This is a genomic window from Planktothricoides raciborskii GIHE-MW2 (assembly GCF_040564635.1).
Classification (GTDB): Bacteria; Cyanobacteriota; Cyanobacteriia; order Cyanobacteriales; family Laspinemataceae; genus Planktothricoides; species Planktothricoides raciborskii.
The window spans coordinates 3,253,988-3,270,093 of the sequence record NZ_CP159837.1 but is presented as its reverse complement, the minus strand read 5'-3'; the positions used below and the strand labels follow the sequence as shown (position 1 = coordinate 3,270,093).

The 16,106-nt window shown below is 44.1% G+C and carries 15 protein-coding genes and 2 pseudogenes; 6 read left to right on the top strand and 11 right to left on the bottom strand.

Going from position 1 to position 16,106, the window contains the following annotated elements:
• The first annotated feature begins 481 nt into the window (after positions 1–481).
• Complete coding sequence (locus ABWT76_RS13860) at positions 482–1,003, top strand: hypothetical protein (protein ID WP_054465046.1); 522 nt, start codon at positions 482–484, stop codon at positions 1,001–1,003.
• 86 nt (positions 1,004–1,089) lie between these two features.
• Here the strand turns inward: ABWT76_RS13860 and psbC are convergent, their stop codons facing one another.
• Both psbC and psbD read right to left on the bottom strand, forming a co-directional pair.
• On the bottom strand, positions 1,090–2,448 hold the full coding sequence (psbC, locus tag ABWT76_RS13855; protein ID WP_156331551.1) for a photosystem II reaction center protein CP43: 1,359 nt from the start codon (positions 2,446–2,448) through the stop codon (positions 1,090–1,092).
• 132 nt (positions 2,449–2,580) lie between these two features.
• Complete coding sequence (psbD, locus tag ABWT76_RS13850) at positions 2,581–3,636, bottom strand: photosystem II D2 protein (photosystem q(a) protein) (protein WP_190882919.1); 1,056 nt, start codon at positions 3,634–3,636, stop codon at positions 2,581–2,583.
• A 624-nt stretch (positions 3,637–4,260) separates the two neighbouring features.
• Here psbD and ABWT76_RS13845 point away from each other — a divergent pair.
• The 4 genes from ABWT76_RS13845 to ABWT76_RS13830 all read left to right on the top strand — a co-directional run bounded on the left by ABWT76_RS13845 (position 4,261) and on the right by ABWT76_RS13830 (position 7,170).
• Positions 4,261–4,440, top strand: a complete 180-nt coding sequence (locus ABWT76_RS13845; RefSeq protein WP_054470240.1) for a hypothetical protein — start codon at positions 4,261–4,263, stop codon at positions 4,438–4,440.
• A gap of 28 nt (positions 4,441–4,468) precedes the next feature.
• Positions 4,469–5,035 carry a photosystem I assembly protein Ycf4 gene (locus tag ABWT76_RS13840; RefSeq protein ID WP_054470233.1) on the top strand — a complete coding sequence of 189 codons (567 nt, stop codon included), beginning with the start codon at positions 4,469–4,471 and terminating at the stop codon, positions 5,033–5,035.
• A gap of 152 nt (positions 5,036–5,187) precedes the next feature.
• Positions 5,188–5,925 (top strand): peptidylprolyl isomerase, encoded by a 738-nt coding sequence (locus ABWT76_RS13835; RefSeq protein WP_054470232.1) that lies wholly within the window; start codon positions 5,188–5,190, stop codon positions 5,923–5,925.
• Between the two features lie 81 nt (positions 5,926–6,006).
• Positions 6,007–7,170 carry a beta-ketoacyl-ACP synthase gene (locus tag ABWT76_RS13830; RefSeq protein ID WP_054470231.1) on the top strand — a complete coding sequence of 388 codons (1,164 nt, stop codon included), beginning with the start codon at positions 6,007–6,009 and terminating at the stop codon, positions 7,168–7,170.
• Between the two features lie 183 nt (positions 7,171–7,353).
• On the opposite strand, the gene ABWT76_RS13825 is transcribed toward ABWT76_RS13830, so the two are convergent.
• Positions 7,354–7,479, bottom strand: a complete 126-nt coding sequence (locus tag ABWT76_RS13825) for a hypothetical protein (RefSeq protein ID WP_255353284.1) — start codon at positions 7,477–7,479, stop codon at positions 7,354–7,356.
• A 284-nt stretch (positions 7,480–7,763) separates the two neighbouring features.
• On the opposite strand from ABWT76_RS13825, the gene ABWT76_RS13820 reads away from it, so the two are divergent.
• A complete protein-coding gene (locus ABWT76_RS13820; RefSeq protein ID WP_255353283.1) occupies positions 7,764–7,889 on the top strand; it encodes a hypothetical protein in 126 nt (41 codons plus the stop codon).
• Between the two features lie 76 nt (positions 7,890–7,965).
• Here the strand turns inward: ABWT76_RS13820 and ABWT76_RS13815 are convergent, their stop codons facing one another.
• The 8 genes and pseudogenes from ABWT76_RS13815 to ABWT76_RS13775 form a co-directional block, all read right to left on the bottom strand.
• Positions 7,966–8,196: a hypothetical protein gene (locus ABWT76_RS13815; protein ID WP_054470230.1), complete on the bottom strand. Its 231-nt coding sequence runs from the start codon at positions 8,194–8,196 to the stop codon at positions 7,966–7,968.
• Between the two features lie 434 nt (positions 8,197–8,630).
• Positions 8,631–9,637 (bottom strand): annotated as a pseudogene (locus ABWT76_RS30695) (IS630 family transposase).
• A gap of 920 nt (positions 9,638–10,557) precedes the next feature.
• Complete coding sequence (locus ABWT76_RS13800; protein WP_190880250.1) at positions 10,558–13,086, bottom strand: fimbria/pilus outer membrane usher protein; 2,529 nt, start codon at positions 13,084–13,086, stop codon at positions 10,558–10,560.
• 90 nt (positions 13,087–13,176) lie between these two features.
• Positions 13,177–13,935 carry a fimbria/pilus periplasmic chaperone gene (locus ABWT76_RS13795; RefSeq protein WP_354636275.1) on the bottom strand — a complete coding sequence of 253 codons (759 nt, stop codon included), beginning with the start codon at positions 13,933–13,935 and terminating at the stop codon, positions 13,177–13,179.
• A gap of 13 nt (positions 13,936–13,948) precedes the next feature.
• Entirely contained in the window at positions 13,949–14,401 is a 453-nt protein-coding gene (locus ABWT76_RS13790; protein WP_054470470.1) for a hypothetical protein, read from the bottom strand.
• Positions 14,402–14,557: 156 nt separating this feature from the next.
• On the bottom strand, positions 14,558–15,076 hold the full coding sequence (locus tag ABWT76_RS13785; protein ID WP_054470472.1) for a hypothetical protein: 519 nt from the start codon (positions 15,074–15,076) through the stop codon (positions 14,558–14,560).
• Between the two features lie 365 nt (positions 15,077–15,441).
• Positions 15,442–15,903 (bottom strand): annotated as a pseudogene (locus tag ABWT76_RS13780) (zinc finger domain-containing protein); the annotation flags it as partial.
• Positions 15,897–16,103, bottom strand: coding sequence for a hypothetical protein (locus tag ABWT76_RS13775; RefSeq protein WP_354636273.1), 207 nt, complete (start codon positions 16,101–16,103; stop codon positions 15,897–15,899). The gene ABWT76_RS13775 and the pseudogene ABWT76_RS13780, both read right to left, overlap by 7 nt.
• Between the last annotated feature and the right edge of the window lie 3 nt (positions 16,104–16,106).

The following is a 16,106-nucleotide window of genomic DNA, read 5'->3' as shown; positions in this document are numbered from 1 at the left end:
TTTGCATGAATTCACAAGGCTACTCAGCGATCGGTCTAGGCAGATTGATAGTTTTACAGGGGGAAATAAATATTGACTAAATTTTTTTGTGATAACTTATTATAGTATTGAAACTTAAAAATCAACAACTCAAATCAAAAAAATTTTTTCAAAAATTTTTTTACCTATAATTTCCATAAATATCTAAATCAATTTAAACCGCATTAAATCATAATTTAAGCACAAAATCATGGCTAAAATTAGATAAATGATTTTAGTAATTAAATATCAAATTATCGGTGCTCGATATCGATATTGTGAAAAATCATTAGACAATTCTGGCAAAATTCGTTCAAAGCCCCACCCCCCCTTAGCCCCTTCTTTGAAGGGGCTAAGGGGGGGATTGGGGGGATCTTATACGGTATGAAAGCCAGAATTGTCTATTAAATTGATATCGAATATTGATAAAATATTGATGAAATCAAGAAAATGGAGCATAAACATGGGACTATTTAACCAAATTTTACAGGCGGTCAACAATCCAAATCAGCAAGCAAATTTAGCTGAATTGAGTAATATTCTGACCAATATTCAACAAACGGCCAGTATTTATGGTGCTGACCCTGGCAAAAGTAAAATGCTCTTGTCAATGGTGGGGGGATATGTGCGGTCTGCCTTGCAGGAAAAGCAAAATACCGAAGGGTCAGATATGGTCAAAAATTTGGTAAATCAGTTTAGCGGCACTTCGGCAAATCCGCAAGCTGTTTTTGCCTTATTTAGTCAAACTAAATTAGCGGAAATCGTCCCAGAAATTGCTCAAAAAAGTGGTTTAAATGCCTCAACAATTCAAGCCATGTTGCCCATAGTGGTTCCGGCATTGCTGAGTCTGTTAAAAACTGGTGCCAGTACCACGGATCCGCAACAAGCCGCCAATCCAGTGCTGAATGCTTTTTTAGATGCCAATGGCGATGGGACAATCGATATCACTGATGTGATGAATCTAGCGGGACGCTTTTTGAAGTAGTTCTCTCATAAAAAAACAAAACCCCTGTAATTGAATACAGGGGTTTTTTATCTTATGTGATGAATTAATTCAACACCGATAGAAGATTAGTCGATGTAATCCATCGACATAACTGGCTCGTTTTCGCGATCGATACCTTTTTCAAAACCAGCAGCGGCAGCGCGAGCGCGACCAGCGTGCCAGAGGTGTCCGACCAAGAAGAAGAAAGCCAGAATAAAGTGAGAACCAGCGAGCCAAGCGCGAGGGTTCACATAGTTGAAGCCATTGGCTTCAGTGATAATGCCACCGACGGAGTTGATAGAACCGTTGGGAGCATGGGTCATGTATTCAGCAGCACGACGAATTTGCCAGGGCTGAATGTCGTTCTTGAGCTTTTTGAGATCCAAGCCATTAGGACCACGGAGGGGTTCAACCCAGGGGCCACGGAAATCCCAGAAACGCATGGTTTCACCACCGAAGATGATTTCACCAGTGGGAGAGCGCATGAGGTATTTACCAAGACCAGTGGGGCCTTGAGCAGAACCAATGTTGGCACCTAAGCGTTGGTCACGAACCAGGAAAGTGAAAGCTTGAGCTTGAGAAGCTTCGGCGTTGGTTGGCCCGTAGAATTCGCTGGGATAAGCAGTGTTGTTAAACCAAACGAAAGCAGTGGCGATGAAGGCCATCAGGGATAGAGCGCCCAAGCTGTAAGACAGATAAGCTTCTCCATTCCAGATGAAGGCACGACGTACCCAACCGAAGGGCTGAGTCAGAATGTGCCAGATACCACCAGCAATGCAGGTCAGGCCAATCCAGATGTGACCACCGATGATGTCTTCCATGTTGTTGACACCGATGATCCAGCCTTCGCCGCCAAAAGGAGCCTTGACTAGATAACCGAAGATCACAGCGGGGTTCAAAGTGGGGTTAGTAATCACGCGGACATCACCACCACCAGGCGCCCAAGTGTCGTAGACGCCGCCAAAGAACATGGCTTTGAACACCAAAAGCAGCGCACCGCATCCGAGCAGGATCAGGTGATAGCCGATGATGTTGGTCATCTGGTTCTTGTCTTTCCAGTCATACCCAAAGAAAGAAGAGTATTCTTCGAGGGTTTCTGGACCACGGATGGCGTGGTAAATGCCGCCAAAACCGAGAACAGCAGATGAGATTAAGTGCAGAACACCAACCACGAAGTAAGGGAAGGTATCAATTACTTCACCACCAGGGCCAACACCAAAGCCCAGGGTACCCAAGTGAGGCAGGAGAATTAAACCTTGCTCGTACATGGGTTTTTCTGGTACGAAGTGAGCCACTTCAAACAGGGTCATGGCTCCAGCCCAGAAGACAATCAGGCCAGCGTGGGCAACGTGAGCACCCAGGAGTTTACCAGACAGATTGATTAAACGAGCGTTACCAGCCCACCAGGCAAAGCCGGTAGTGGCTTGGTCACGTCCGCCGATCATTGACGTATTAAAAGTGCTTTGCACAGGCTACGACCTCTTTTGCGATCGACTCAACAATTAGGGGGTTTTTGGTTTTGAGTGTTGGGTCAGTCTGATTGACTCAACACTCAAAGCCGGATAAGTAGAATACTATTACAGAGCGTTACCGCGAGGCAGAACTTCCTCGGGGAACACAAAGCTTTCATGGGGTTGGTCAGCCGGAGCCATCCAAGCCCGCAGACCTTCGTTCAAAAGTTGGTTTTTGGTGTAGAAGGTTTCAAATTCCGGGTCTTCAGCCGCCCGCAATTCTTGGGACACGAAGTCATAAGCCCGCAGGTTCAGACCTAAGCCCACCACACCGATGGAGCACATCCACAGCCCGGTGACGGGAACAAATAACATGAAGAAGTGCAACCAGCGTTTGTTGGAGAAGGCAATCCCGAAGATTTGAGACCAGTAGCGGTTGGCAGTCACCATTGAGTAGGTTTCTTCCGACTGGGTGGGTTCAAATGCCCGGAAGGTGTTGGCACCTTCGCCATCTTCAAACAAGGTGTTTTCCACTGTGGCACCGTGAATGGCGCACAGCAGGGCTCCACCGAGGATACCCGCCACTCCCATCATGTGGAAGGGGTTGAGAGTCCAGTTGTGGAAACCTTGGAAGAAGAGGATGAAACGGAAGATACCAGCGACACCGAAGCTAGGAGCAAAGAACCAGCCAGACTGACCCAAGGGGTACATCAGGAAGACGCTGACGAATACAGCAATCGGGCCGGTGAAGGCGATCGCATTATAGGGGCGAATCCCTACCAGTCGAGCAATCTCCAACTGACGCAAGCAGAAGCCAATCAAAGCGAAAGCTCCATGCAGGGCGACGAATGTCCAGAGTCCACCCAATTGGCACCAGCGAGCAAAGGAGCCTTGGGCTTCTGGACCCCAGAGGAACAGTAAGGAATGGCCTAAGCTGTTCGGGGGGGTGGAAACGGCCACGGTCAGGAAGTTGCAGCCTTCCAGGTAGGAAGAGGCTAATCCGTGAGTGTACCAGGAAGTCACAAAGGTGGTGCCGGTCAGCCAGCCCCCAACCGCCAGGAAGGCGCAGGGGAATAGGAGAATTCCAGACCAACCTACGAATACAAAGCGATCGCGTTTCAGCCAGTCGTCGAGTACGTCAAACCATCCTCGCTCTTGGCTGCGTCCAATGGCGATTGTCATAACTTTTATCTTTTATCTAATCTGCTTGGTGGACAAGAATCGCAAGCGTTCTCATTAACTTAACATAACTATAGAATATTTACCAAAATTTAGTAAACCCCTTTTTTGGCCAAATATTTGGCCAAACACCGCGATCGCCACAAAATCTGCCTGAGTTTCCCTGGTAGCTTGGCTTCAGTCGTTAAAAATACTCATTAAAATCGGCGCTTGTGGGCAGCAGATTCCAGGGCGATCGCCGCTCTAGGGAGTAAAATATGAAAAAACCATAAAATTCTGATTGTTTTGATAAGTTTTTTCACTAGATCCAACTAAAAAATGCCTTCTTAAGTAGATCAAACCGAGATCAAACCTAAATCAAACCTGAAATAAATGGCGAAAAATGCCAAGAAAATGACCAGATCGCCCTTGGCTCTGGATTAATGCATCTTAGCGATCGGACTCTAAGCTGGGAATCGATCCCTAAAATTACTTAAATGTGAGTAGCTTACAGAGTTATGATCTGAGATTGGCTCAGGTTAACCCGGTTGTGTCGCGCTGAAATTAAACTCAGATGTTCAGCCGGAGTAATTTAAGGGGCATTTTGCCAAAACCGCAGGTTACAGAGCGCAGGTTACAGATAAATGAGTGCGAATCATTCATCTCGGTTCAGCCCAGCATCAACGGTCTAACGAAGATGCTTCCTGCGGGCAGTTGCCGATCGCCTCTGTCTGGATGATCTTTCTGATGCTTGGCAATTCCTGGGAGTCAGAAATTTCCATCCGGGGTCAGCAATCCGGGCAAAAAACCTGTGTATTCATTGATTGATGAGCTTTCCACACTACCGAAGATTTCCATGACCACAAAAACTATCTCTAAAAGCGATCGCGTGCTAATTCAGCAAATTATTGGCTCTCGTCGTCCCAGTAACTACTTTTGGGCTACAGTTGTCACCCTGGGAGCCACTGGCTTTCTGTTAGCGGGAATTTCCAGCTATTTGCAAATTAATTTATTGCCAGTTTCAGATGCCACTCAACTGATTTTCGTCCCCCAAGGCTTAGTCATGGGACTGTATGGAGTGGCTGGTAATCTCCTGGGATTGTACCTGTGGCTGGTGATTCTTTGGGATGTTGGCGGCGGTTACAATGAATTTAACAAAGAAACAGGCCAGGTGCGGATTTTCCGTTGGGGATATCCGGGCAAAAATCGCCAGGTGGATATTACCTACTCTACGGAAGATGTCCAAGCGGTGCGTGTGGATATTAAAGAAGGGTTAAATCCTCGTCGGGAGCTTTATTTGCGTGTAAAAGGACGTAATCCCATCCCGCTGAGTCGCGTCGGACAACCGTTACCCCTCTCAGAATTAGAAAATCAAGGGGCTGAACTGGCTCAGTTTTTGCGGGTTCCCCTGGAAGGTTTATAGACCCTGTTTTGTGTCTTAAATCGACTAAATCGACTAAATCCACGGCATCAGGATGACGCCGCCTGATGAAGTGAGCGGGCGATCGCCGGAAATTGCCCGGTCTGTAGATAAGATGATTTCGGAAATATGCTGTTTGCGATAAGGGTTCGCGTATGAAGTTTCCAATCAAGCATTGGTTTATGTCTCTGTTGATGATCGGCACCTTGCTGATGGCTGGATGTGCGGCAAATACTGCCACATCCACCCCAACCGACAATGCCACTGCTACGCCAATCAGTCAAAATGATGGAATGAATATGAGTAATTTACCCCAGTTAGAAGGAAAAGCGACCGTAGTGATGACTGTGAAAGGTCAGCCCATTACTATTGAAGTGGATGGCACTAAGGCACCAGTCACTGCCGGAAATTTTGTAGACCTCGTACAACGGGGTGTGTATGACGGGTTGGCATTTCACCGGGTTGTCCGTGAACCCCAGCCATTTGTGGTTCAAGGTGGCGACCCCCAAGGGAAAAATCCCAATTTTCCGGTGGCTAATATGGGAACAGGTGGTTTTATTGACGAACAGGGAAATCGTCGCTTTATTCCCCTAGAAATTACCCCGGAAGGAGCCGAGAGTCCCATTTATAGTAAAACTTTCCAGATGGCGCGAATTTCTCAGCCACCGGCATTGCCCCATACCAGAGGCGCTGTGGCGATGGCCCGATCGCAGGCTCCCGATTCCGCTTCTTCCCAGTTCTACTTTGCTTTGGATGATTTGTCTTTCTTGGATGGCAATTATGCCGTGTTTGGCTATGTCACTGACGGGATGAATGTGGTGGATCAAATTCAACAAGGCGATCGCATTCAATCCGCGAAAGTGACACAGGGTGCAGAAAACTTGAAAAAGTAATCAAATTTAGGTTATAATCAAAAGTTGCTAAAAATAGCTAAAAATTGCCTAAATTTTTAACTTTTATTTCTCAGGTTTTTTGTGCAAGTTGTCGTCACTGGGATTGGTTTGCTCTCAGCTTTAGGCTCCAGCCTGGAGACAAGCTGGTTGCGTTTAATTGCTGGGGAATCAGCCATTAAGCTGAGACAACCCTTCTCAGAATTACCCCCCCGACCCTTGGGGTTAATTGGGGAAACCCCTGCTCAGTTGATTCCTTTAATTGAGCAGGTTGTCCCTGCCGCTTTGAAAGATGCCGGTTTAGCCCCACCTCTGCCTGACTGTGGGGTGGAGATCGGTTCTTCTCGCAGTCAGCAAGCCCGGTGGGAACAATATTTAGTCAATTATTTGCGATATCAAGCCATTGACCCAAATTATTGCCCAGAAGCACATTTAGAAGATTGGTTGGGCAGTCTGCCTCATGCCGGGGCGATCGCCGCCGCTAAACTGGTGGGAGCAACGGATACAGTTTTAGCGCCAATGGCGTCATGTGCTACGGGGATCTGGAGTGTCGCTCGTGCTTTTCAACTGATTCAAAGCGGGCAATGCTGCCGTGTGTTAGCTGGGGCAGTGGAAGCCCCCGTGACCCGTTTAACTTTGGCTGGGTTTGCACAAATGGGTGCCTTGGCGAAAACAGGTTGCTATCCTTTCGATCGCCACCGGGAAGGATTGGTGTTAGGGGAAGGGGGGGCGGTTTTTGTGTTGGAAACAGCGGAATTGGCCAAAAATCGAGGGGCGAAAATTTATGGCCAAATTTTGGGCGTAGGACTGACCAATGATGCTTGTGCGGTGAATTCTTCTGACCCGGAGGGAAACATTGCCCAAAAGGCGATCGCTCAATGTTTAAATCGCAGTCATTTAGTTGCCGCTGATATCGACTATATCCACAGTCACGGCACCAGCACTCTCCTCAACGATCAATTTGAAGCTAATTTAATTCAAAAGTTATTTTCGCCAAAAGTGGCGGTCAGTTCTACAAAAGGCTCTACAGGTCATACTTTGGGGGCATCCGGTGCCTTGGGGATCGCCTTTAGTCTCATGGCGTTAAAAGATGGATTTTTGCCCCCTTGTGTGGGCTTAACCGAGCCAGAATTTGATTTAAATTTCGTGATCAATGCCCAAGCTAATGACTTAAGAAATGTTTTGTGTTTAAGCTTTGGGTTTGGCGGTCAAAATGCGGCGATCGCCTTGGGAAAACTGCCAGATTAAACCAGATTAAATTTTTGGGCTAATTTGCCCTTGACCTGTATTGCCAAACAACAGACAAACCCGGTTTCTTGAAAAAACCGGGTTTGTGGTCTGAGGGGATTTGGAAACCGGGTTTGTGGTGGATCAACAGAACAAAGATTTCCCCCCTAAACAGACTCCTGATGCCAGAATTGTCTAATTAAATTACTTGTCTTTGACTTCATTCAACGCTTGAAATGCTTGCCAGAGTAAAAGTCCAGAAAGCACCAAGGTAAAAGAAACTTGAAAAATCAAAGAACTGAGAATGGGAATTTCAGAAATTGCTAACATATCCAAACTAAGTCTAAACTACGTTTTCATCGAAAGGTTTATGGATCGGCCAAACCGTCACGCTGGATGAAACCCACACATATTCGCACAGATTGTCTGTCGAATATTCACTTCGCTGGTTTGATACCCATCTCATCAAGCATAGTAGATTATCGTAGAGGATCTGCTTGGATAGCAGTAAAAATTTTTTTGAAAATGACTCTATGAACATAGTTACTTGACCAAGACCACAAATATCTAAGTCACACAGGGGATTGATCTATGGGACTACAGGTGGAAAATGAGTGGAAAATTGTCAGGCGATCGCCCACCAATATTCCGAACCAACCAGTTTTGATGCCAAAAATCCCAGTGCGGATCTCAGAGAAACCTGGAAGACTTTTAATCAGTTCAGCCAATTTTTCTCTTGAATCACACAATTACCTGGCAATTCCCTGGCAATGTTTTTGAAGTATGTTTTGGCTGACACTGATTGGATTGAGAGAATTAATCTGAGGCAGAATTTGCTTTATTAAATAAAGCCACTTGCTTGATGGGTGTAATCAGAATCGGTGCATCCTTTAATGGAGAGACGGTTCGTGTCACCTGTTCCTGATGGGGTTCTACATTAAAGTATAAAACCCCAGTAAAGAGTAAAGCAAGGACAATCCGATGGAACCGTGCTTTTATGGGATTTACTGTTTCTAGTTGGCAATCATCTAGAGGGGTGCGGTTCATAGCAATTCTCCTGCCTGCTTTGGCTGCATCAGCGGTGATGTTACAAATTTGGTGCTAGAAGTTACAACCCGATTGTGAAAAATTCCGGAAATCTATGCATAGATTTTCTCTTGAATAGGATCTTCATCAATGGTTGAGCCAATCAAGCGATTGGCATATTTTTCGGGATTATTAATTTTTCTGACCACTATCATGGCGAATTAGTTTCTGAATTTGATTTTTTTCTCTAGATTCCTGAATTCACTTAAGGATGGAACAAAACTCCCCATAAAAATATTTCACTTAGAGTAAATTAAGTGATAATTTTATGTCTTGCTTCTTTGACATTGATGTTCTGAAACCTCGGTCAAGGTTTTTGTCTGATTAATTGCTAACCGCTCGTAGTCGGTTGTTACGGTTAGTTATAACAACAAGTACAGCTTGTTCGATAATTACTAATTACAATAGCAGCATTTAGTAAACCAGTTATTGAAGCTGTCTTTTCCGCTCACAATCAGAGCAACTTCAATTAACTTTTCTAGCACTTCCATTGCTCGTGTTGGGAACATTCTTACCAGTGACTTCACTGTTGACCACAACATAGAAATCGGATTAAAGTCTGGTGAATAGGGTGGTAAATATTCTACTCTAGCTCCCGTAGCCGTGATTAATTCTTCAATACCTTAAATGGAATGAATATTCAGGTTATCCATCACTACCACATCCCCTGGCTTCAGCTTAGGAACCAGGTCATCTTCTACAAACTCCTTAAAGTCCTTCCCTTTCATCGAGCCTTCAATTGCTTTTTTCGCTACAACTCCTTCAATACTTATTGCCCCAATTAAGGTCATTTTTCTCCCTTTATAAAAGGGTCTTAAACAAAATGCCTTTTTACCCTTTTCACTCCTGGCCACCTCCCGACTCATCCCCACCCAGAATGCTGTCTCATCAATGAATATCATTTTCTCCTCTGGTAGATCTCTAACCCTCTCCCGGTAATCAACTCGCTGTTTTTGACCTTACCGATGTTGCCATCTTCTCCGCTCCGTAAGTTTTTTTGTAGGGGCGATAGCATTCGCGCCAGTGGTTCTTGGTTGAAATCACTAGCCCGCTCCGCGAATGCTTCGCCCAGTCCAAGTTTATTGAGGAATTCACACATTCCTCCTACACTGACATAAACATCCGGCTCTGTGAGGAGATATTCCCGATATTGCCTCACTCTCCAATCGGGGTTATCTTGTACCATCCGAATAATAAAGTCTCGATAAGCCTCTAGTTTTCCAGGACGGTTTGACCCTGGTTTTTTAGGAGTTAAATCTTGCGTTTCTCGATCTTGTTTGATATAACTATGGACAGTGGCAGGACTGATCATAAACTGCTCGGCTATTTGCCGAATAGAGCCTTTGCCCAATTTATAAGCAGTCACCACTTTTTGTCTAAGATCAATAGAGTAACGTCCCATAGCTGAATCTGGTCTGCATTGAGTACAGCTTCAGTTTATCATACAAGTTTTACAAAATTCTAATGAACAAGCTGTAATTCGACCCAAGTTAAAGTCCCTGAAAAAGTATGACTTTAGAGCAATATATGGCGGCTGTTAAGGAGAAGCTCACTGGTAGCCCAATCTGCGATCAAGATTAGTGATGAGCGAATTTTCCGAAATCGCGGCTATTTTCTGGCTCGTTTAACCCTGATTAACAGCGAGTTATTGGAAATTGCTGAATCATTCACAATTCAAGATAACCACATCTTCACCTTAAATTATCGTTATCAATGGATGGATCTATCTAAACAATTTCTTAGAAAGCGCCCTTGGTAGCGTCAAGCATTTTCCAGATTTATTCAATTTTCCCCATCATATTCATATTGGTTCAGAAATTAACGTTGAACCTGGGCAATCTCGAAATATCTTGGAGTTTATAGATTTTATGAAATCTGAGTTAAGCTAAACTATTTCTATTCATAAAATAATGCGATCAAATAATGCGATCAAATAATGCGATCAAATAATGCGATCAAATAATGCGATCAAATAATGCGATCAAATAATGCGATCGCCAATCTTGTAGCCAATCTTGTCGGGTGTTATAATAAAATTTAACCCACCATATCCGTATATAAATCAGCCTAGTAGGTTGGGTTGAGGAACGAAACCCAACACCCACAAATATTTACCATAGAAACTCAACGATTCCCTCCGAGATGGGGAAGCGATCGCCCTTTACGGCCCGCTTCACACCTTTGATAGTGAGTTTTCGGGTGGGGCTGTTGCCCTCCTTACCATCTCCAGGTTACGCTTGTGCGTAGCTTTTGTCCCAATTGAGTCCTGTGCCGTCCGGCACACTTCACGGCGGCGGGGCGGCTGTCGGGATTGGAACCCGATCAAGGAGGTTGAAGCGTGCCGATATCGTATATTCCCTTTGTATCAGGAGGAATTTCAAACTGAACTGTTGATGGAGGGTTCGTCAACAAGCGGATTTCATAACGACCGGGTTTTAAGCCAATTGTGGCAAATCGGCCCGCTCGATTGGTAAACAAAGTCACAGGCTGCCAGTTGCCATCGGAAAGAGAAACAATCTGTGCTGACTGCAAAGAAACCGGTTCACCATTAGCATTTAACAATACACCTCTTAAAAAAACTGTAGCATCGGTTCCCAACCGCACTAATGTGCCACTGCGATAGGTTGGCAAAAGCATAATCACCCGATTTCCTACATCCATTCCTATCGGTAAATTGGGCGCATCAATGGTAAGACTAGAAATCCGATAAGGATCTAAATTAGATACGACACCAGGCCCTAAATCATCAATGCGGGTGGTATAGCCGCTTACACTGGGATTAATGCCTATTTCTTGATCTCTTAGGCTTTCGTTAGGAATGACTAAAGCAAAACTATTACTAATCGGACGTGACCAACCCCAATGACCATCTGCAAACACTAAGGCAGTACCAAAACTGACTTGAGTTTTGTTAGCGATCGTATAATTTCCATCCCCGGCAAAAACCGAATCATTAGATAAATCCCAATTGAAACGATAACCCGTATAAGATAATCGCCCGGTCAAGTTATAACCGCTGTCATTTTGGGCTAAACCGAGGGAACTTCTTGGCGTTCCGATCGTTCGCAACGGGTTATAATTCCAGTTCAGGCGATGGCTAGGCTCTCGTCTATTATTAATATCTGTTGAGGCTTGGATAAATTGGCGACCTTGTGGTGACAACCAAGATAAATTAACGTAAGCCCGTTGTTCATCAGAACCCATTTTATCAAGAGTTTGACTGAGATTCAAACTAATGTTTAATCCATTGCGAAATGATCTAGAAAAACCCATGCCCAATCTATAACTATTGAGAACATCGCGGCCCAACTGATATCTGGCGCTAAGATTACCTCGCATATTCCAGAATAATTTTTGACTATAATTAGCATTAATATCGTAATAAAAATCATTGCGTGGGTTTTCTTCTCCCACTCTAGTAAAATCAGATCCCCTAGATTCTATACTTAATCTAAATGAACGTTGAGATGGATTATTTGCACCAGTTTGCAAGTATTCATAACGTAACCTAGCTGCATAATCAATGCCCAACTCTCGATCGCTGTTGAGGGCAATTTCCCATCCGAAATTACCATAGGCAGTTGCCAAAATTGATTCCCAACCCATGAGTTGTTGAGCGAAACTAGCTTGGAGATAAATCCCTGATGTTAAGCTATTGGTAATACCTAACCGATGAGATAAAGTCAAAATCGGCTGAGTAAAATCATAAGTGCGATCGCCAGAACTATCAGAAGATAGAAAACCCAAACTATAGGCAAATTGCTGGAGTCCTGGCGCTAATAAATCGGCAGCTACAGGATTAGAAAAATTCAGTCTTTGCACCCGACCCACATTATCAGTAATAACTAATTCTACATCATTAGTTCCCGCATTCAAAGGTAAATCGCGAATATCGTGTCGTCCGCCAGGTAACTGTAACGTGCGTTCTAATTGACCATTAACTAATACATCAACCCGTGAATCTGTTTCTAAGAAAAATTCATATTTGCTAATAGGTCTAGTGATGACATAAGGTTGTAAACCAAAATTTCTGGCTATAGAAATTCCCACTTGAGCCTGACTATTTTGATATCCAGTCACCGGAATTGAAAGATCGCCAATTACATAACGTAAAGCTTGCTCGGGTGTATCGCGAACTACTCGCAAATCTCCCCTAAGAAAATTAGGGTTTCTACCTTCGCTAAAATCACTGCGTCCCTCGAATACCCAGTTTTTATAATTCAACGCACCATCTACAGAAAAACGGAGGGGTTGACGACCGATATCACCTGAACCAGACCAAATATAATCTTGATCGCCCCGAAAATTAAGATAGCCGCTCAAAGTGCTGGGAGTGAGAGCATTTTCTGCCCCTGGTGGCAATCTTCTTTCATTTAAATTAGCGATATTTGTGAGACGTTGAGCCGGTGGAACTTGAATCTGTAGCTCTAATTTTGCGTAATCAAAAGTTGCTTGTAAGCCATTTTGTTGCAAAACTTCTAAACTGATATTTCCCTCAGCATCAACCGCATCAGTCAGTTTTGCTTGTGTATCTTCACGAACCACTTTTCCCGTTTCAGTCAATAATGGTGCGGCCTGAATCCGCACTGCGGGAATATTTCCCAGGATGAGCAATACCTGACCCCTCTGTTGTCCATCAACAAAAAATGGCGCAATCACTTTCTCGGTTTGGTCACGAGGTTTCCCAAAAATACCCTCAAAGGTAGGCTCTTGGTTTTGGGTGTCAGGAGGCACATTAGGCGACGAAGAAGGGACATCTTGCCCTAAAATAGGTGAAGACTTAAATAGAATTGAACTGAATCCCCACAACAGCAATAAAGGTAAACGATTTGCCTTTAATTTGAGTCTCATCCAGAAGAAAAATTGGTGTTTTTTGGCTTCTGCTCATATCAAATATTTAAATGGGATTTACGCGGGTCGGATTTGTAATCAGTGGGGTGATTATTCCGCATCCTTAAAAGTAAATGTCGCGGTTACATTTCCTACGGGTAATGCTTCCGGCCAAGGGATTGAAAACTGTCTTTGATTACCTGCCAAAATCACCCCATTATTAACCCCTTCTAGCTGTTCTGGTTTCAGGGTAATTTGAGCGCCTTGTTCGCTGGTTAAGTTTAAATTTAAGTCAGATAAAACTGCACGGCGAGTTCCTTTATTTTCAAAGGTGATCATCAAAATATCATTGCCATCGGTTCCTTGTTGGTGAGTGATGCTATGGACTACGACTTCGGATTTGGCATTTTTGGGACGAATATACACTGAACCCATATAACGAAACATCACCTCGACGCCGCCTGTTGCTGTTGTTGACTCTTCTGGCTTGTTCAAACTAATGGGCAATTGTTCAGCCACCAGACGATAATATAGTTCTTTCTCTGGGTTGGGATCGCCTAACCACGTCACCCGCACAGATTGCACACCTTGGGGGGGTAGGAGAATTTGAGTTGGGTAAACTAAAAAATCATCATCAGCATTTTCAGTGGTTTCTTTCCCATCTATGCTCATTTTTCGCTCTACCATTGAAAGTTCAACGGCGATTTGTTCTGAAGTATCATTAATAATTTGATAAGACTGGGTAGCACCCGCTCCCGCAGGCTCGAATACCCTGGAAATAGGATCTAATTTGAAAGCTAATGCAGGGGAAATAGTGCTAATTAAGAGAAAAATAGCAGCAGTAAAAAAGCGAGATATCGAACGTTTCATGGGCTGATAGCTATTAATTATTATCTGTCAGGGTTAAGTTGAGGGTGTTAGTATAATTTCCCGGGTCTTGTAAAGGGGCAGGAGTGTATTTGATATACAAATCCCTGATTTCTGAAGCATTAGCAGTATTATTTTGATAGGTATAAGGTGAGGGGGTGAATCCTGCACTGGGCGGTGAGGCATTATGGGGAACTGTAGTAATTTGAATAGAAATGGGAGTTTTTCCGTCTGATTTGGCTAAACTATTGCCATTTATCGTTAAAGTAAAACCATTCTGGGAAGTCGTACTTAAATTTATTGTTCCGACTTTGGTAATTTGGGTGTCTTGCCATCCCCCTTGACCTCCTAATGGCAAGTTACTTGCCTCATTACTAGGGGTAACTGTGACCGTTGCCGCTGCACAGGTGGGTTGGATAGCAGCTAATAGTAATAAACTCAAACAAGTTTGTATGAATGAAGATTTCATGGCTGAAATCAATAGGAATAACTATTTTTGAGCTAACTATTAGCCCTCGACAACATTTGAAGAGGGCTATAGCCTAAGATTTAAATTGGGCTGGGACTTTTTTATATTTTGGAATTAGGTATAGTCAAAATCAAAAATCCCAACTATTTTAGTCTTTTAATTGTCAGCTACAGTGATTGTTAGGGTATCACTATAATTACCCCGTTTGGGCAGAGTTGGGACAGAATACACAATATATAAGTCCATAGCTTTGACACCTGTGGTGGTATCAAAACCACTTGTTTCACTCTGACTGAAATTACTAAGAGCAGTACCTGAATTTGGTGTACCTGCACCATCACCAACGACTGCAACGGTGTAGCCAATGTTATCAGCAGGATTGTCACTCGATCCCAACACACCTTCGTTGGTGGAGGTTGCAGTTATGGTGATACCCGCAGTGTTGTTACTGGTGATATCAAGATCGGCGACGTGAGCAACTTGCTGACCTGCTGTCATCGGTAAGGAACTAGCAACTGAAGTTGCGGTAGCGTCAATGGCGATAATTGACTGCACAGTAGCGGAAAGAATGACACTATCATTGGCGGTATCAGCAAAGGCAGCAGATCCAAAACCGAGGGTGGTGATGGGCGCAAGAATTAAGCTGGAAGCAATTAAAGAGCGGCGTAAAGACATAGATAGTTGGATTTTGGTTCTTAAGCTAATTGTCTTAATAATACTTTACAAATGAGAGAGTGTCAAGATTTGTTAAGTATCTTTTTTATTCCCAACCAACTACCTACGACCAAGGATAATTCCGTGAAACCCTTGCTAAACAACGGTTTTAGTATATTTGCTAATAGAGGCACGAAAATTATGCCAAATGATCTATGACACAACCAGGGTGATTTCCGTGGGTTCTAGGTGGCAAATATGAGAGGCGGTTTTACCAGCTAGATGTAATATTTTCCCGGGCCTGTCCCCTCAGTAGCAGGGAGAGCCGAACCTTGCGAACTTACGGACAGCCCTATTCGTAAAGAATGCCGGGGATAAAAAAATCATTAAACCTTTTGACATTGGGGGCAAAAATGACTGGAACGCCCGCCTAACTTCAAGCGCTGAATCGGAGTGGCACAAACGCGACAAGGTTGACCCGTGCGGTTATACACCCAGGCAACACCAGCATAATTGCCATTCACACCCTGAACATTCAGAAAATGACTAAAAGTAGTACCCCCAGAGGCGATCGCCGTAGTCAAAACTTCGATCATACTCTGGTGCAATCGCTCAATTTGTGGTGATGTGAGGATGGCACAAAGCTGAGTTGGGGCGATGCCACTGAGAAATAACGCTTCATCCGCATAAATATTTCCAATTCCCGCCACGATCGCCTGATCCAGTAAAGCGGTTTTCACAGCCCGTCGTCTGCCTGCCATCTGTTTTGTCAGATAGTCCACGGAAAACTCTGGGGCAAAAGGTTCTGGGCCTAAATTTTGTAATCCGGTGACAACTTTGGCTACATCGGTTTTCGCTCTACCATTGAAAGTTCAACGGCGATTTGTTCTGAAGTATCATTAATAATTTGATAAGACTGGGTAGCACCCGCTCCCGCAGGCTCGAATACCCTGGAAATAGGATCTAATTTGAAAGCTAATGCAGGGGAAATAGTGCTAATTAAGAGAAAAATAGCAGCAGTAAAAAAGCGAGATATCGAACGTTTCATGGG